Raw genomic sequence first — 16,827 nt, forward strand, 5'->3', positions numbered from 1 at the left:
CGCGAGCGGGCGGGTCGCTCGGTAAGTGAGAGGTCACCCCGGAACCGGCGTCGCTCGCGGTCTTTCCGTCGAATTTCGGCGTCCGACGCGCGGCGGGGCAAAACCATTATACAGGGATGGTAAGTATTCCGACCGTATGTCCGACCGCATCCCGGTCCTCCTCGTCGACGACGACCCGGACCTGCGAGAGGTCACCGCCTCGTTCTTAGAGCGCGAGGCGGACCGGATCGCGGTCGAGACGGCGCCCGACTCGGACGCCGGGCTCGACATCCTGGCGGACCATGAGGTCGAGTGCGTCGTCTCGGACTACGAGATGCCCGGGCGGGACGGGCTGGCGTTCCTCGCCGCGGTCCGCGAGCGCTACTCGGACCTCCCGTTCATCCTCTTCACCGGGCGAGGGTCCGAGGAGGTCGCGAGCGAAGCGATCTCCGCCGGCGTCACCGACTACCTCCAGAAGCGCGGCGGCACGGAGCGGTACGAGCGGCTGGCGAACAGGGTCGTCGAGGCCGTCGAGAAGCGGCGCGCCGAACTGGAGGCCGAGGAGGCGGTCGGCCAGTTCCGCGCGGTCGCGGAGGGGGCGTCGGACGCGATCCTGTCGGTCGACACCGACGGCGTGATCGAGTTCGCGAACCCGGCCGTCGAGTCGGTGTTCGGGTACGAGCCGAGCGAGCTGGAGGGCGAGCCGCTGACGACGCTGATGCCAGACCGGCACCGGAACGACCACCTCGGGGCGGTCGAGCGGTACCTCGCCACCGGAGAGCGCAGCGTCGACTGGTCGGACGTCCGGTTCGACGCGCTCCACCGCGACGGCCACGAGGTCCCGGTCTCGCTGTCGTACGGCGAGTTCACCGCGGACGGCGAGCGACACTTCGTCGGCGTGATCCGCGACGCCACCGACCGCGACCGCCACCGGGCGTTCATCGAACACGCCAGCGACGTGGTCGCCGTGCTGTCGCGCGACTGGCGGTTCCGGTACCTGAGCCCGTCCTGCGAGCGCGTGACCGGCCACGACCCGTCGGACCTGCTCGGCGAGCGGTCGCTGGACTACGTCCATCCGGAGGACCGGGAGGCGGTCAGGGCGGCGTTCGGCGATCTCGACGCCGAGGGCGGCCCGCCGACGGCCGAGTACCGGTTCGAGACGGCCGACGGCGAGTACCGGTGGCTCGAGTCGAACGGGAGCGAGCGGATCGAGACGGACGCCATCGAGGGGTACGTCGTCACCACGCGGGACGTCTCCGAGCGGAAGGAGCGCGAGCGGACCCTCGCCCGGCTCCGCGAGTGGACCCGGGACCTCAACTACGCCCGGACGACCGAGGAGGCGGCCGATCTGGCGGTGGAGGCGGTCGAAGACCTGATCGACGCGGGGCTGAGCGGGATCCACCTCCGCACCGAGGAGGGGGACCGCCTCGAACCGGTCGCGCTGGGCCAGTCGGTGCCCGCGCTGTTCGAGGAGCAGCCGTCCTACGACCGGGACGCGCCGCCGGGGACGCGGGCGGCGATGGCGTGGGACGCCTTCCGGAGCGACGAGTCGCTCGTCGTCGACGAGCTGTCGACGTACGAGCCGCTCGACGAGCCCTCGCCGGCGGAGAGCCTCGTGTTGCGTCCGATCGGGGACCACGGGCTGTTCGTCGTCTCCTCGCCGGAGCCGAACGAGTTCACCGACACCGACGTGCTCGTGGCCGAGATCCTCACCGGCCACCTCGAGGCGGCGTTCGACCGCATCGAGCGGGAGAGCCGCGTGGAGCGGCTCCACGACGCGACTCGGACCCTCGTCCGGGCGGACTCGCGGAAGGAGATCGCGGAGCGGGCGGTCGAGGCCGCCACCGACGTGCTCGGGTTCTCGATCGTCACGGTCCGGATCCACGACGAGGACGACGGCGGACTGGTGCCGATGGCCGTCTCGCCGAAGGCGGAGGACCTGCTGCCGGAGCGGCGGACCTACACCCCCGACGGGGGGAGCCTGAACTGGGGCGCGTACGACGCCGGCGAGCCCCGGAAGTTCGACGACATCCGCGAGACCGACGCGCTCGACGCCGACACGGACCTGCGCAGCCTGCTGATCGTCCCGATCGGCGACTACGGGACGATCTCGGTCGGCGAGACGGAGCCCGGCGTGTTCGGCGGCGTCGACGAGTACCTCGCCGGGATCCTGGCGACGGCGGCCGAGACGGCGTTCCAGGCCGAGGCGCGCACCCGCCGGCTCGCGGAGCGGACCTCGGAACTGGAGCGACAGAACGACCGCTTAGAGGAGTTCGCGGGGGTGGTGTCACACGACCTCCGGAACCCGCTGGAGGTCGCGCGCGGCCGGACCGAACTCGCCCGCGAGGAGTGCGACAGCGACCACCTCGCGGCCGTCGAGCGCGCGCACGGCCGGATGACCGCCCTGATCGACGACCTGCTCACGCTCGCCCGCGAAGGCGACCCCGTGACCGACGCCGACCCGGTGGACCTGGGTCGGGTCGTCGGCTCCTGCTGGCGGACGGTCGACACGCGGGACGCGACGCTGCGCGCCGACGCCGAGGGGATGATCCTCGCGGACGAGGGGCGGCTCAAACAGCTGTTGGAGAACCTGATCCGGAACGCGATCGAACACGGCGGCGACGACGTGACGGTCGCGGTCGGGACGCTGCCGGACGGCTTCTACGTGGCCGACGACGGCCCGGGGATCGATCCCGAGCGCCGGGGAGACGTGTTCGAGGCGGGGCACACGACCTCGCAGTCGGGGACCGGGTTCGGGCTGCGGATCGTCGAACAAGTGGCCGACGCGCACGGCTGGTCGGTGCGGGCGGTCGAGAGCGACGAGGGCGGGGCGCGCTTCGAGGTCACCGGCGTCGAGTTCGAGGAGTGAGCCGGTCCGAATCCGGCGCGAAAGCGGGAGAAAAAGCGAGTTTCTGCCCGTGTAACCTCGGTCGAGCGGAGTCGATCAGTCCCGCGTGACCAGTTCGACCTCGTGGCCGTCCTGGTCCTTCGTGAACGCGTAGTTGTGGTCGCACGAGGCGGGGTCGCGGTAGTCGGGCGCCTCGCGGGTCATGAGGTCGTCCCACGCCTCGTCGAGGTCGTCGACGCGCACCGCGACGTGGCCCCAGCCGTCGCCCATCGTGTACTCGCGGCCGTCGTAGTTGTAGGTGAGTTCGAGCTTCATCGCCTCCTCGGCCGCGTCCTCGGGCGCCACGAAGTAGTTCGAGAAGGTGTCGGCCTCCCAGCGGCCCGGGAACTCCGCGTACTCGAACTTGCGAGTCCAGTAGCCCAGCGCCTCGTCGGCGTCCTCGACGCGGATCATCGTGTGGTCGATGCTCCACTTCGCGCCGTGGTCGCGCTTGACGATCTCGATCTCGTGGCCGTCGGGGTCCTTCACGAACGCGTAGCGGTTCCCGCAGGACTCGGGGTCGCGGTAGTCCTCGACGCCCTCGTCCATCAGCTGGTCGTACGACTCCTGGAGCGCGTCCTCGGGGACGCGGACCGCGATGTGACCCCAGGCGTCGCCGATCTCGTAGCTGCGGCCGTCGTGGTTGTACGTGAGCTCTAAGAGGGCGCCGTCCTCGTGAACGTCCTCGGGGCCGAGGAACACGTTCGTGAACGTGTCGGCCTCCCAGCGGCCCTTCTCCTCGTAGTTCAGGTGCGTCTGGTACCAGTCGAGGCTCTCCTCTAAGTCCTCGACGCGGATCATCACGTGATCGAAGGTTCCGTCCATGGGCGAGAGATCGGCCGCTCGGGTCAAAAGCGTACTGAAGCCCGAACCCCCTCGCCGGGCCGGACGGGGGGATCCGATACAGCGCGAATTCGCGTTTTATTAACGCCGGACGGGGTGGATAGATACGGCTCGATCCCCCATATCGCACGTTCGCCGTCGACCGGCGGCGAACGTCTCTATGGCAAACGAACCGACGAAGCCGTCGACGGCAGACGGCACGACATCGCAGTATCGCTCGCACGTGACTCCCCCCGACACGGGCGCCGTGCGCCGGGTCGCCGCGTTCGCCGCGGGCGCCCCGTTCACCGCGCTCGTCGCGGCCGTCGAGGTGGCGCTCGTGACGGCCGCGCTCGGGGTCCAGCGGTCCGCCGCGCCGATCGCGGTCGGGCTGATCGCGTTCTCCGTGTACGCGGCGGACCACGTCGCCGACGCGGAGGGCGACGCCGACTCGACGCCGCTGCGCGCCCGCTTCGCGCTCCGCTACGCCGACCAGCTGATGGTCGCCGCCGCCGTGAGCTACGGGCTCGCGGTCGCGCTCGCGGCGGGCGCCGGGCCCGCGGCGCTGGCGCTCGCGCTCGTCCCGGGCGCGGTGTGGATCGGCTACGCCACCGACTGGCTCCCGGCCCTCGGCGACCGCCTCGCGCCGCTCGGCGCGGTCTCGGTGCCGCGGCTCAAGGACGTGTTCCTCCTCAACTCGGCGGCGGTCGCGCTCGCCTGGGCGGTCGCGGTCGTCGCCGCGCCGCTCGCGTTCGCGGGCGTCCCCGTCGACTCGGTCGGACCGAGGACGGTCGCCCTGCTGTTCGCGTACGTCCTCATTCGCTCGTTCGTCGACGTCGAGATCCCGAACGTCAGGGACGCCGCCGCCGACGCGGCGCGGGGCGTGGCGACGCTCCCGGTCGTCTTCGGGGTCGCCGGAACGCGGCGGATCCTCCTCGGCGTCGACGCCGTCGCCGCCGGGCTGCTCGCGGTCGCCTTCGCGACCGGCGCGGCGGCGCCGGCGGCACTCGCCGCGCTGGCCGTCGAGCTCGCCGTCTCCCTGGCCGTCACCGCGCTCGCGGGACGGCTCGACGGGACGGCGCTCGGTCTCGCCCCGGACGGCAGCTACCTCGTCGCCGGCGTCGCCCTCCTCGCGATCGGGCTGTGAGAAGGGGACGTTCCCTTCGCTGAGGCCCGAGCGACCGATTTTTCAATAAACTACCCCGACCAGATGAGTTATAAATGCGATGCGCGTAAAAAACGCCATGGCCGCGCTGAGCCCCCTGTCCGTCGCCCTCCTCGTGGCCGTGACGGTCGGGCTCGCGGGGGCGATCCTCGCGTGGCGGGAGCGCCCGGAGCCGGGCGCGACCTGGCTCGCGGTGCTGCTCGCCGGGCAGGTCTGGTGGGCGACGTTCCTCGTCTTCGAACTGGAGGCGACGACGCTGCCGGCGAAGGCGCTGTGGTACGACGTCCAGTGGGTCGGCGTCGTCGCCATCCCGGTCGGGTGGCTCTTCTTCGCGCTGGCGTACACCGGCTACGACCGCTACGTGACGCCGTTCTCCGTGGCGATGGTGTCCGTCGTCCCCGCGGCCACCGTCGCGGTCGCCGCCGCCGGCGACCCGGGCAATCTCCTCGCGGCCGACCGGGTCGTCCGTGAGACCGCCGTCGGCACGTTCCTCGACGTGGTGCCCGGGCCGCTGTACTACATCATCGCGGGCTACACCTACCTCCTCGGCGCGGTCGGATCGGTCCCGCTGATCCAGCTGATCCGCGACGACGCCCGCCCGTTCCGGGGACAGAGCGCGGCGCTCCTCGTCGGGACCGCGGCGCCGTGGGCCGGCAGCGTCGCGTACCTCTCGGGCGCGATCCCGATCCCCGGACTCGACCCCACGCCGCTGGTGTTCGGGGTCTCGGGGGTCGCGTACCTGCTCGCGCTCTCGCGGTTCCGGCTGCTGACGCTCGCGCCCGCCCCGCGCCGCCGCGCGCGCCAACTCGTCTTCGAGCAGCTCCACGACCCCGTGTTCGTCGTCGGGACGGAGGGGCTCCTCGTCGACTTAAACGAGAGCGCGGCCGAGACGTTCGGCGTCGACCGCCGCGCGGCCATCGGGGAGCCGGCGGCGGCGGTCGTCCCGAAGTACGACGCGGTCCGCGAACTCGACGCAAGCGGGGACGACAAGCCGCGGGCGATACGGCTCGTCGGGCGCGACGGGCAGCGGCCCTACGAGGCGACGATCAGGGACGTGGTCGACGACCACGACCGCACCACCGCGCGGGTCATAACCTACCACGACGTCGGGGCGTACCTCGGCCAGCAGCAGCGGCTCAACGTGCTCAACCGCGTCTTCCGGCACGACGTTCGCACGGAGACGAACCTCATCCTGGGGTACGCCGAACAGCTTCGCTCGGACCCGACCGACGAGCGCGCGATGTCCGTCATCTCGGAGAGCGCCGAGCGGATGCTGGACCTCAGCGAGCGCACCCGGACCGCCGGCGAGCTGTTCGACCCGACGGACGAGTCGGAGTGGAGGCCGCTCCCGGCGGTCGTCGACGAGGCCGTCGCGGAGGCGCGAGCAAACGGTCCAGACGCGCGGGTCGAGGTCGGGGAGGTGCCGACCGTCCCCGTCCGAGAGGTGTTGGTAGTCGTCTTAGAGAACCTCTGCTCGAACGCGGTGCGACACAACGACGGCGACGCGCCGTGGATGCGGGTCGACGCCGCGGTCGCGGACGGGTGGGTCGAGGTCACCGTCGCGGACGACGGCCCCGGGATCGACCCCGCGGAGTACGACGTATTAGACCGCGGCACGGAGACTCCCCTCCGGCACGGCAGCGGGATCGGCCTGTGGATCGTCAAGTGGGGCGTCGACCACCTCGGCGGCCGGATCTCGTTCGACGAGCGCGACCCCGAGGGGACGCTCGTGACGGTCGCCGTTCCGATCGACCGGGAACCGTCCGAGGCCGGGGGCGACGGGAACGAGGCCCCGGAACCGCCCGCCGACGGCCCGTCGACCGCGGGCGGTTCGGTCTCGCGGCGGACGCCGCCGGACGCGGGTCGATAGGCACTTGACGCCGGACCCCGACCGCGGGATATGGACGCTACGGCCACGACCTATCTCCCGTACGCGCTGCTCGCGATGGGCGCGTACGCCCTCGTCTCGCCGCTGATGCGCGTCGCCACGACCGGACCGAACGCGATCCCGAGCGACGTCGCCGTCGTCGTCTCGAACACGCTGCTCGTCGCCATGGCGATCGGCGTGATCGCGTACACCGGACAGGGGTTCACGGCCCACCTCGCGTCGCCGAAGCTGGCGCACGTCCTCGCGGCGGGCGTGTTCCTCGGCATCGGCATCCTCGCCCTCTACCGATCGCTCTCGCTGGGGCCCGTGAGCGTCGTGACGCCCATCTTCGCGATGTTCCTCGTCTTCTCGTCGGTGATCGGCTTCCTGTTCCTCGGCGAGTCGTTCACGGCCCGGAAGGGGCTCGGCATCGCCTTCGCCGCCGCGGCCGTCTACTTGGTCTCCGGCGCCTGACCGCGGGCCGATCCGGAACCGCCTGCCGCGTGACGAAACCCCTTTAGCCGCCAGCGGGAAACGGGCTCATCCGTCGTGTCTCGCCTTCCGAGCTCCCTCCGGTCGCTGATCTCCCGCGTTCCGAACCCGTTCCGGCTGTTGATCTTGTACATCGGCTTCGCCCTCGCCCGGGTCGGCCTGATCGACCGCCACCGCGTGGTCCGGACCACCGACCTCGCGTGGCCGCGGATCGTCACGGGGATCGCGCGGATGTCGAAGAACGCGGTCGACGTGGCGATGGTCGGCGTCGCGGTCGGCACCAGCGCCGTCGCCGGCGTCGGCTTCGCCGGCCCCTACTGGGGGCTCGCGTTCGCGCTCGGCGGCGGCGTCGCCGGCGGTACCATCGCCCTCGTCTCCCAGCGGTTCAGCGCCGAGGCGTTCGTCGAACTCGGCGACGCGGTCCGGTCGAGCGTCCTCCTCGTGATCGCGATCACGGTCCCCGTTAGCGGCGCGTTCTGGCTGTACGCGCCGGCGTTCATCGACGTCCTGAGCAGCAACGAGGCGGCGATCGCCTACGGCGCCGACTACCTCCGCGTCGTCGGGCTCGGAGTCCCGTTCGCCGCACTCAACCTGGTCGGGAGCCGGGTACTGGTCGGCTGCGACGACGCCTACACCGCGATGCAGGTTCGGGCGGGCGGCGCGGTCGCGAACATCGTCCTCAGCGCGCTGTTTATCTTCGGCCTCGGCTGGGGCGTCGAGGGCGCCGCGGTCGGCACCGTCCTCTCGAACGTCCTCGCGGTCGCCGGCTTCACCGTCGGCCTCGTCCGCGGGAGCGCCCCGCTGATCGGCGAGTTCCCGGTCGCCATCGACGCGACCGGCTCGTACGTCAACCCCGGCATGCTCCGCGACCTCGTCGAGATCGGGGTCCCGGTCGGCGCGCGCAACCTCGTGTGGACCGCCGCGGAGTTCCCGATGCTCGCCATCCTCGACGTGTTCGGGCAGAACACCGTGGCCGCGTTCGTCATCGCCCGCCGCATCTGGGGGATCATGAACACCCCCGGCTGGGGCTTCGGCCTCGCCTCCTCCAGCCTGGTCGGGCAGGAACTCGGCGTCGAGCGCCCCGACGAGGCGGAGGCGTACGCCCGCGACATCATCCGCTTCTCGGTGGCGACGTACGCCGTCTCCGCGGTGCTGATCGCCGTCTTCGCGACCGACATCGTCTCGCTGTTCGCCGAGTCGCCCGACAGCCCCGAGATCCCGATCGCCGTCAACCTCGTCTACGCCGCCTGCGCGGCGGTGATCTTCCAGGGGGTCTCCGGCGGCGCGGCCGGCCCCCTCGACGCCGCCGGCGACACGAAGATCCCCTTCGCGAGCCAGTTCCTCGGGATGTTCTGCGTCTCGATCCCCCTCGCGTACGTCGGCGCGCACAGCGCGACGCCGGCGATCGACCTGCCGCTCGTCGGCGTCACGATCCCGGAAGTCGCGCTCCCCGCGATCGGCCTGTGGGGACTCTACCTCGCGTTCATGGCGGAGACGACGATCCCCGCCGCGATCAACTACCTCCGGTTCCGGTCGGGCAAGTGGAAGAAGATAAGCGAGGCGTACCGGCCCGAGGCGACCGCGGACGACTGAGATCGGGCGGCGTCGGGCCCCGGCCGGCGGAGCGGATGACACGCCGCGGGCGGGCCCGAAGTCGCCGCGAGCCCGCCGGCTACGAGTCGTCCCCGAACGACTCCGCGAGCGCCGCGAAGTTGGCGAGCGTTCGGGTGGCGGTGGCGTCCTCGAAGGAGCGCTCGGTCGCCTCCCAGCCGTCGTACTCATCGACGATCCTAGGGGTGAACTCGGGGTGGTACTGGACCGACCAGACCGGCCGGTCGCGGTGGCGGGTGGCGAAGTACTCGTAGTAGTCCGCGCGGCCGATGACCTCCATCCCGTCGCCGAGCTCCGTCACCACGTCGGAGTGGAGCACCGGCACGGTCGGCTCGACGCCGTCGAACAGCGGCTCGTCGGCGTCGAGTTCGGCGTCGCAGAGCCGGAGCCGAGAGGTGCCGCTGTCGACGACCTCGCCGCCGAGCGCGGCGTTCAGGATCTGGTGGCCGAAACAGATGCCGAGCGTCGGGACCCCCTCCTCGACGAGTCGGCGCGCGAACCGCTTCTGGGCCGTGATCCACGGCTGGTCGGGCTCGTCGTATACGCCGACCTCGCTCCCGCCGACGACGACGCCGTCCACGCCGTCGAGGCTCGGGTCGCCGTCCTCGTGCGGGTAGTCGTACACGCGGGCGTCGGGCAGGAAGTGCGCGATCTCGTCGGCCATGTAGCCCCCGTCGACCGCGTTATTGAGTACCAGTATCATCTGCGATCAATTTAAGAAGAACTGATCTCTCGGTAGTGACATGGGTTTCGATGCCGAAGCGGTACGTGCGGACTTCCCCGTCCTGGACCGGCGCGTGAACGGCCATCCCCTCACCTACCTCGACAACGCCGCGACCACGCACACCCCTCGCCAGGTGTACGAGGTGTTCGAAGAGTTCTACGCGGGGTACAACGCGAACGTCCACCGCGGGATCCACGAGCTGAGCCACGAGGCCTCGCTCGCCTACGAACGGGCGCACGACCGCGTCGCCGACTTCCTCGGCGCCGACGGCCGCGAGGAGATCGTCTTCACCAAGAACACGACCGAGAGCATCAACCTCGTCGCGTACGGCCTCGGCCGGCACCTCGACGAGAGCGACGAGATCGTCGCGACGGAGATGGACCACCACGCCTCGCTCGTCACCTGGCAGCAGATCGCCAAGCGCACGGGCGCGACCGTCCGCCACGTCCCGGTCACGCCCGACGGCCACCTCGACGCGGACACGGCCCGCGACATCGTCACCGACGACACGGCGGTCGTCTGCGTCCCCCACGTCTCGAACGTGCTCGGGACGGTCAACCCCGTCGCGGACCTCGCCGCCCTCGCGCACGACCACGGCGCGTACGCGGTCGTCGACGGCGCCCAGTCCGCGCCGACGCGCCCCGTCGACGTGGGCGCGATGGACGCGGACTTCTTCGCGTTCAGCGGGCACAAGCTCGCCGGCCCGACCGGGATCGGGGGGCTGTACGGGAAGCGGGAGCTGCTGGAGGACCTCGACCCGTTCCTCTTCGGCGGGGAGATGATCCGGAACGTGACGCTCACCGACTCCACGTGGAACGGGTTGCCCTGGAAGTTCGAGGCCGGCACGCCGCCCATCGCGGAGGGCATCGCGCTCGGCGCGGCCGTCGACTACCTCGCTGATCTCGGCATGGACGCCGTCCGCGAGCACGAGAACGACCTCGCGCAGTACCTGCTCCGGGAGCTCGCGGACCGAGAGTTCGTCCAGGCGTACGGCCCCGGCGTCGGCGAGGAGCGCACCGGCCTCGTCTCGTTCAACGTCGAGGGCGTCCACGGGCACGACCTCTCCAGCCTCCTCAACGACCGCGGCATCGCCATCCGCGCCGGCGACCACTGTACGCAGCCGCTCCACGACCGGCTCGACATCCCCGGCTCCGCCCGCGCGTCATTCTACGTCTACAACACCCGCGCGGACGTGGACCGCCTCCTCGAGGTCGTCGACTCGGCCCGCGATGACCTGGACGCGTACCTCGCCTCCGACCGTTACCACGATCTCGTCAGCGAACACTACCACCAGCCCCGTAACTCGGGCGCGCTCACCGACCCGACGTTCGTGAAGTCCTCGGAGGAGACGACCTGCGGCGACGACGGCGAGTTCCACGTGACGATCGCCGACGGGCGCGTCGAGGAGATCGCCTTCGAGAGCCGGAGCTGCGCGGTCAGCCGGGCCGTCGCCAGCCTGCTCTCGGAGGATCTAGAGGGTATGGCGGTCGAGGCCGTCGCCGACCTCGACGGGCACGTCGCCCGCGCGCTCGACGGGCAGTACCCCGACATCCGCAGCGAGTGCGTCGAGGGCCCCGAGGAAGTCATCCGCGAGGCGGCCCGAGAGTACGTCGCGGAACACGGGGCGTAGGCCGTCACCGCGGCGCTCGGCGTCGACCTCGGACGGGACGGGCGCGCGGCTCCGGGACGGGCGCGACCCGCTCGGATTACCGGATCGAACGGCCTCCTAAGCGATCGGTCACTTCTCCTCGGCGTGTCGCACCTCGACCGCGACGCCGCGCGTCGACCCCGCCATCTCCGGGCCGGACATCGCCGCGCGGCCGACGGCGAACGCCTTCGGCCCCTCTACCACGACCTCGTCGCCCACCCGCACGTCGCCGTCGGCGTCGACGACGCCCGGCGCGAGGACGGAGCCGCGCGGGACGAAGGAGTCGATCTGGACGCGCTTCGTCGGCGCGTCGCTCGCGACCCACCGGCGCGCGCCGGCGAGGGTGAAGGATAGGGTGCCGTACTGCGGGACCATCGTCGCCAGCTGCTCGCCCGGCTCGCCCTCGCGGCCGGCGTCGGGGTCGTCGCCCCACACCTGGAGCTTCGGGTAGCGCCCGGTGGTGCGCACGTCGGCCTCGCCCGGCCCGCCGAACAGGTCGTCGCCCGCGCCGTCGCCGAGGAGGAAGTCGGCGATGCCGCGGACCGTGTTGTGCTCGCGCTCCCGCTTGCTGTAGGCGGGCTCGCCCTGGAGGGCGGCGTTCAGCTCGCCGAGCGACTCGTCGGTTGTCGGGTGGTCGACGCAGGTGTACTCGAAGGGAACGTCGATCGCCGGATCATTCTCGACGCGCTCGCAGATCTCGCGGTAGCCGTCCTCCGGGACGTGCGCGACGACGCGGGAGTAGTCGTTGCGTTCGAGGTACCGCCGGAGGACCTCGGCGACGAACTCGATCTCGTCTTCGCTCCAGTCGCCGGTGACGACCGAGTCGTAGTGTTGCGCGGGGTAGGTCGTCTCCAGCTCCTGGGGCACCACGCCGATGGGCGAGGTCATCGAGACGGTGTGGCCGCGCCACTGGATCGCGTCGTGGAACTGGCGGTGGCTCTGTGAGTCGCTGTACGGCTTCGTCGCCGAGCAGGGGACCAAGACGAGCGGCTGGTCGGTGAAGCGGTTGCGGTAGCGGCTCGTGACGCGGTCCGCGAACCGGCGGATCTCGACGCGGTCGAGCGTCTCCGCCGACGCCGCCGTCACCTCGGCGTCGCGCATGAGCGGGGTCCGCTCTTCGAGGTACCCCCACTGGTCGTCGAACTCGCGGAACGCGGCCGTGAGCCACCCCTCGTGGCGCGCCTGTCCCTCGACGTAGTCGCGGAGGCGACCGCTCCGGATCCGCTCGCGGACGCGGCGGAGCTCGGCGCGGAGCGCGTTGACGTTGTGGTCGGCGCAGTCGGCGCGCGTGAACTCGCTCCGCGGTCCGGCGCAGGCCGGACAGGCACACGGGAGTTCGTCGAGGTCTTCGAGGAAGTGCTCCGCGTCCGCGGTGAGGTACATCCCCTGGGTCCCCTTCGTCCGGGCGAGCGTCGCGTCGACGAGGTCGACGCCGGCGTACGCGAGCAGCGCGACGTTTCGCGGCGTCGCAACGCCGGAGAGGCCGAGCGCGGCGTCCGGCGGCAGGCCCGCCTTCGCGCGGACGACCGCGTCGCGGAACGCCTCGCCGTGGCCGACGAACCCCTGGGCGTCCGAGAGGAGGTACGCGTCGGCGCCGAGGTCGCGGGCGCTCCGGCTGTCGACCACCGCGGCCGAGGGGAAGTCGGCGTCCGGATGGTCGACCGCGAACGACTCGCGGACCTCGTCGCGCGTGCCGGCCGGGAACGACCGGTGCGGCAGCACCGTCAGCGCGCTCTCGTCGCCGTCGGGCACCTCGCGGTTGCCGGCCCAGAGGCTCCCGGCGTCGTCGAGGAACGGGTCCGCGAGCGCCGGCGTCGTGACGGGGTCGGCGAGGCGGACCTCCCCGAGGCGGGCGGCGCCGTCGCGCTCGTGGACCTCGAAGTAGTCGGTCATACCACCACTCGCGCGGGGACGGTCAATTCTCTTGTGTTCCGCGGCCGCCGCGGCCCGGCCGCCGGAGCGGACCGCGGCCCGTCCGCGGCGCGGCGGGCGTGGCGTCGCGAGCCCGCCGACGGTCGACCGACCGCGGGGGGACGACGGGTCGATTCCGGCCAGTGATAGCCGGGGGCCAACGGACTTCACTCGGCGTTCCGTCCGGTCGCTCGATGGGCCGACGGTTCGACACGCGGGACGCGGGGGCGGATCGACTGCGGGAGCTGCTGGTGACGCTCGGCGTCGCCGACCCGGACTACGCGGCGGGGCGGCCGGACGCGGGGGTCACGCGGGCCGCCGCGGCGGCGTTCGTCTCCCTCACCGGGTTCGCGCTCCTCGTGCCGAACGTCACGCCGCTCGCGTCAGGCGGGGAGCCGCCGATCGGCGTCGCGCTCTCCGTGCTGGGGACGGTGCTCTCGGTCGCGCTCGTGGCGGTCGGGGGGCTCCTGTTCCGGAGCTCCTTCTCCACGCGGAACGCGGTCCGGATCGCGGTCTGGAACCTGTTCGGGATCGCGGTGCTCGGCGGCATCATGCTCGGCATCCTCCGGTATCAGGCGGCGCTCGGCTCGCCGTTCGTCGCGCCCACGTTCTCGGTCGCGAAGGTGCTCGCGATCGGCGCCGTCGCCCACGTGATCATCGGGGTCTACGACGCCCGGCGGGTCCGGGCGCAGCAGCTGGCGAAGGAACAGCGGAAGCTCTCGGTTCTCAACCGCGTGATCAGACACAACCTCCGCAACGAGACGACGGTGCTGGGCGGGCACGCCTCCATCGTCGCCGAGGGGGTCGACGACCCCGACCTGCGGGAGTCGGCCGAGACCATCGCGCGCAGCGCGTCGGTGATCGGCGGGCTCGCTGAGGACGCGAAGCGGCTTCAGGCCGCCTTCGAGCGTCGCCCCGACGAGCGCGGGCCGGTCGACGTCGACGCCGTCGTCGCGGACGCCGCCGAAGCGGCCCGCGAGGCCGGCGCGGAGACGGTCGAGACCGACGTGGACCCCTGCGTCGCGCTGGCCGACGAGCGGCTGGCGACGGCGGTCGAGGAGCTCGCGACGAACGCGCCGGACCACGGCGCGAGCGAGGTCGCCCTGTCCGCGCGGGAGCGCGACGGTGACGTCGAGATCGCCGTCAGCGACGACGGACCGGGGATCCGGGAGACGGAGGGGCGCGTGATCACCGGCCGCGACCCGGAGACCCAGTTGGAACACGCGAGCGGGCTGGGGCTCTGGATCGTGCGCGCGACCGCCGACGCGTTCGACGGCTGGCTCTCCATCGAGACGACCCGCGCCGACGGAGACGGCCCGAGCGGCGACGAGACCGGGACGACGATCACCCTCGGCGTGCCGGCGGCCTGACGGTCTCCCAGCGCGCTCTCCGCCGGCGCGCGGCGGAACTGTTAGGCCGACCGCGACCGACCGATCGGTATGGACCCGACCGGCCCGTGGGACCGCGACCGCGTCGACGAGTACCTCGCCGCCGCGCGCGTCCCGGTCCGGCTCGGCTGCCGCACGCCGAGCGACCGCCCGTGGATCGTCTCGCTGTGGTTCGCGTGGGACCCGGACGCGGGGGGCGAGCCCGACGGAGACGGCGGTCACGGGGGCACAGCCGGGGCGATCCGCTGCGCGACGAGCGCGAGCGCCGACCTCGTCGAGTTCGTCGAGCACGACGACCACGTCTCCTTCGACATGTCGACGAACGACCCGCCGTACAAGGGGGTCCGCGGCCGCGGTCGCGCGACGGTCGTCCCCGACGAGGACAAGCGGCTCCTCCGGTCGCTCCTGACGAAGTACCTCGGCGGGACCGACAACCCGACCGCCGAGCGGCTCCTGCGGCCCGAGCGCGACGAGGTCGAGATCCGGATCGAGCCCGAGCGGCTCCACGCCTGGGACTACTCGGAGCGCATGGAGACCGGCGGGGAGTGAGGCGACCGCGGGCGGTCGACGGCGCGGCCCGCGTCGCTCTCCGCGAGGCGATCGTTTAAGCGGTCGCCGGGCCACCCGACGGTATGAGCGCTCTCGACAGCGACGAGTACCGCGCGTTCCGCCGCGACCTCCACCGCCACCCGGAGCCCGCGTGGCGCGAGTTCTACACCACCGCCCGCATCGTCGAGGAACTCCGCGAGCGAGACCTGACGGCGCTCCACGTCGGCCCCGACGCGCTGGCGGGCGACGAGCGCCTGAACGTCCCGGACGACGAGACGTTGGCCGAGTGGGAGGACCAGGCCCGCGAGGCGGGCGCCGACCCGGAGATCCTCGACCAGCTCTCCGGAGGCTACACCGGCTGCGTCGCGGTCGCCGAGCGCGGCGACGGCCCCGTGGTCGGCCTCCGCGTCGACATCGACGGGCTCCCGATCACGGAGTCGGAGTCCGGCGACCACGTCCCGGCCGGCGAGGGGTTCCGCTCCGAGCACGAGGGGTTCATGCACGCCTGCGGCCACGACGCCCACGCGACGATGGGGCTCGGCGCGCTCGACGCGGCCCTCGACTCCGACTTCTCGGGCACGCTGAAGGTGTTCTTCCAGCCGGGCGAAGAGCAGGTCGCCGGCGGCAAGCCGATGGCCGAGTCGGGCCACCTCGACGACGTGGACTACCTCTACGCGGTCCACGTCGGCCTCGACCACCCGTCCGGCGAGGTCGTCTGCGGCGTCGAGGGGTTCCTCGCGGTGCGGCACTTCCTCGCGGAGTTCTCCGGCGAGCCCGCCCACGCCGGCGCGCGCCCCGAGCAGGGCCGGAACACGGTCCAGGCGATGGCGGCCGCGATACAGAACCTCTACGCCATCCCGCGGCACGCCGACGGCCCCACGCGGGTCAACGCGGGGCTCGTCGGTGGCGGCACCGCGACGAACATCATCCCCGAGGAGTCGCACATCGAGGGCGAGCTGCGCGGGCAGACGACGGAGCTCGCCGAGTACATGTCCGACCACGCCGACCGGATCCTCGACTCGGCGGCGGAGATGCACGACTGCGAGGTCGAGGTGTCGACGCTCGGCGAGGCCCCCAGCGCCACGAGCGACGACGCGCTCGCCGGCCTCGTCCGCGAGTCCGCGGGCAACGTGGCGGGCGTCACGAGCATCGTCGACAGCGACGACCTCGGCGGCTCCGAGGACGCCACGTACCTGATGAACCGCGTCCAAGAGCAGGGCGGGCTCGCCTGCTACCTCGGCGTCGGCACCGACCACCCCGGCGGCCACCACACGAGCGACTTCGACGTGGTCGAGGCGGACATCGGGATCGGTATCGACGTGATCGCCGGCGCGATCCGGCGGGTCGCCGAAACGCGGCCGTAGCGGGAGCGAGCGACGAGAATCCCGACCTCAAGCGTAAGGTTCCCTGAACCAGAACCGGTCTGGACCGTCTTTTATTTCTACCGAAACCGGCCCGCGATTGAGTTGTAAAATGATGTGGAGACGCGAGAGGCAGGCGCGAGGTCGTCGGGCTTCGCCCGACTGCCAGAGGGACCGTCGGTTCCTCGCTGGAGTCGGTCGCCGAGCGAAGCGACGACGACCGATCGAGGGCTTGAAACACTTCACCCAACTCCCCTAGCGGCGAGTTATGAGAGCCGGCTAGGCCTTCGGCGGGCGTCACCGCGAAGCGACCGGTGATGCTATGAACGCTGACGTGTCTCTCTTTTTCAGAGGTTTTCTCGCCTGAAACAACCGGTCGATGAGAGCTGCGTATCGGTTGCCGAAACTGCTCGATCCCCGAAC

General features: G+C 71.8%; 12 protein-coding genes. 9 read left to right on the top strand and 3 right to left on the bottom strand.

Annotated elements, in window-relative coordinates:
* The first annotated feature begins 136 nt into the window (after window positions 1–136).
* Window positions 137–2,848 (top strand): hybrid sensor histidine kinase/response regulator, encoded by a 2,712-nt coding sequence (locus tag HPS36_RS14535; protein ID WP_173230701.1) that lies wholly within the window; start codon window positions 137–139, stop codon window positions 2,846–2,848.
* Between the two features lie 75 nt (window positions 2,849–2,923).
* Here the strand turns inward: HPS36_RS14535 and HPS36_RS14540 are convergent, their stop codons facing one another.
* Window positions 2,924–3,691, bottom strand: a complete 768-nt coding sequence (locus HPS36_RS14540) for a VOC family protein (protein WP_173230702.1) — start codon at window positions 3,689–3,691, stop codon at window positions 2,924–2,926.
* A 178-nt stretch (window positions 3,692–3,869) separates the two neighbouring features.
* Here HPS36_RS14540 and HPS36_RS14545 point away from each other — a divergent pair, with 178 nt between their 5' ends.
* The 4 genes from HPS36_RS14545 to HPS36_RS14560 all read left to right on the top strand — a co-directional run bounded on the left by HPS36_RS14545 (window position 3,870) and on the right by HPS36_RS14560 (window position 8,805).
* On the top strand, window positions 3,870–4,835 hold the full coding sequence (locus HPS36_RS14545) for a UbiA family prenyltransferase (protein WP_173230703.1): 966 nt from the start codon (window positions 3,870–3,872) through the stop codon (window positions 4,833–4,835).
* Between the two features lie 97 nt (window positions 4,836–4,932).
* On the top strand, window positions 4,933–6,723 hold the full coding sequence (locus HPS36_RS14550; protein WP_173230704.1) for a histidine kinase N-terminal 7TM domain-containing protein: 1,791 nt from the start codon (window positions 4,933–4,935) through the stop codon (window positions 6,721–6,723).
* A gap of 30 nt (window positions 6,724–6,753) precedes the next feature.
* Window positions 6,754–7,194 carry an EamA family transporter gene (locus HPS36_RS14555; protein ID WP_137715753.1) on the top strand — a complete coding sequence of 147 codons (441 nt, stop codon included), beginning with the start codon at window positions 6,754–6,756 and terminating at the stop codon, window positions 7,192–7,194.
* 75 nt (window positions 7,195–7,269) lie between these two features.
* Complete coding sequence (locus HPS36_RS14560; RefSeq protein ID WP_173230705.1) at window positions 7,270–8,805, top strand: MATE family efflux transporter; 1,536 nt, start codon at window positions 7,270–7,272, stop codon at window positions 8,803–8,805.
* 79 nt (window positions 8,806–8,884) lie between these two features.
* Here the strand turns inward: HPS36_RS14560 and HPS36_RS14565 are convergent, their stop codons facing one another.
* A complete protein-coding gene (locus HPS36_RS14565) occupies window positions 8,885–9,526 on the bottom strand; it encodes a type 1 glutamine amidotransferase (RefSeq protein ID WP_173230706.1) in 642 nt (213 codons plus the stop codon).
* 40 nt (window positions 9,527–9,566) lie between these two features.
* Here HPS36_RS14565 and HPS36_RS14570 point away from each other — a divergent pair, with 40 nt between their 5' ends.
* Window positions 9,567–11,177 carry a SufS family cysteine desulfurase gene (locus HPS36_RS14570; protein WP_173230707.1) on the top strand — a complete coding sequence of 537 codons (1,611 nt, stop codon included), beginning with the start codon at window positions 9,567–9,569 and terminating at the stop codon, window positions 11,175–11,177.
* A 108-nt stretch (window positions 11,178–11,285) separates the two neighbouring features.
* Here HPS36_RS14570 and arcS read toward each other — a convergent pair whose 3' ends face one another.
* Window positions 11,286–13,088 carry an archaeosine synthase subunit alpha gene (arcS, locus tag HPS36_RS14575; RefSeq protein WP_173230708.1) on the bottom strand — a complete coding sequence of 601 codons (1,803 nt, stop codon included), beginning with the start codon at window positions 13,086–13,088 and terminating at the stop codon, window positions 11,286–11,288.
* A 212-nt stretch (window positions 13,089–13,300) separates the two neighbouring features.
* On the opposite strand from arcS, the gene HPS36_RS14580 reads away from it, so the two are divergent.
* The 3 genes from HPS36_RS14580 (at window position 13,301) to HPS36_RS14590 (ending at window position 16,407) form a co-directional block, all read left to right on the top strand.
* Entirely contained in the window at window positions 13,301–14,476 is a 1,176-nt protein-coding gene (locus tag HPS36_RS14580) for a sensor histidine kinase (RefSeq protein WP_137715748.1), read from the top strand.
* Between the two features lie 69 nt (window positions 14,477–14,545).
* Window positions 14,546–15,043, top strand: a complete 498-nt coding sequence (locus HPS36_RS14585; protein ID WP_173230709.1) for a pyridoxamine 5'-phosphate oxidase family protein — start codon at window positions 14,546–14,548, stop codon at window positions 15,041–15,043.
* An 83-nt stretch (window positions 15,044–15,126) separates the two neighbouring features.
* Complete coding sequence (locus tag HPS36_RS14590) at window positions 15,127–16,407, top strand: amidohydrolase (protein ID WP_173230710.1); 1,281 nt, start codon at window positions 15,127–15,129, stop codon at window positions 16,405–16,407.
* Window positions 16,408–16,827 lie beyond the last annotated feature (420 nt).

The sequence above is a fragment of the Halorubrum salinarum genome, assembly GCF_013267195.1.
GTDB lineage: Archaea > Halobacteriota > Halobacteria > Halobacteriales > Haloferacaceae > Halorubrum > Halorubrum salinarum.

Bases quoted from the DNA above. Each gene is read 5' to 3' on its own strand.
- HPS36_RS14555 (WP_137715753.1), top strand. From the start codon at position 6,754: ATGGACGCTACGGCCACGACCTATCTCCCGTACGCGCTGCTCGCGATG.
- HPS36_RS14550 (WP_173230704.1), top strand. From the start codon at position 4,933: ATGGCCGCGCTGAGCCCCCTGTCCGTCGCCCTCCTCGTGGCCGTGACG.
- HPS36_RS14580 (WP_137715748.1), top strand. From the start codon at position 13,301: ATGGGCCGACGGTTCGACACGCGGGACGCGGGGGCGGATCGACTGCGG.
- HPS36_RS14585 (WP_173230709.1), top strand. From the start codon at position 14,546: ATGGACCCGACCGGCCCGTGGGACCGCGACCGCGTCGACGAGTACCTC.
- HPS36_RS14545 (WP_173230703.1), top strand. From the start codon at position 3,870: ATGGCAAACGAACCGACGAAGCCGTCGACGGCAGACGGCACGACATCG.
- HPS36_RS14535 (WP_173230701.1), top strand. From the start codon at position 137: ATGTCCGACCGCATCCCGGTCCTCCTCGTCGACGACGACCCGGACCTG.
- HPS36_RS14590 (WP_173230710.1), top strand. From the start codon at position 15,127: ATGAGCGCTCTCGACAGCGACGAGTACCGCGCGTTCCGCCGCGACCTC.
- HPS36_RS14540 (WP_173230702.1), bottom strand. From the start codon at position 3,691: ATGGACGGAACCTTCGATCACGTGATGATCCGCGTCGAGGACTTAGAG.
- HPS36_RS14570 (WP_173230707.1), top strand. From the start codon at position 9,567: ATGGGTTTCGATGCCGAAGCGGTACGTGCGGACTTCCCCGTCCTGGAC.
- HPS36_RS14565 (WP_173230706.1), bottom strand. From the start codon at position 9,526: ATGATACTGGTACTCAATAACGCGGTCGACGGGGGCTACATGGCCGAC.
- arcS (WP_173230708.1), bottom strand. From the start codon at position 13,088: ATGACCGACTACTTCGAGGTCCACGAGCGCGACGGCGCCGCCCGCCTC.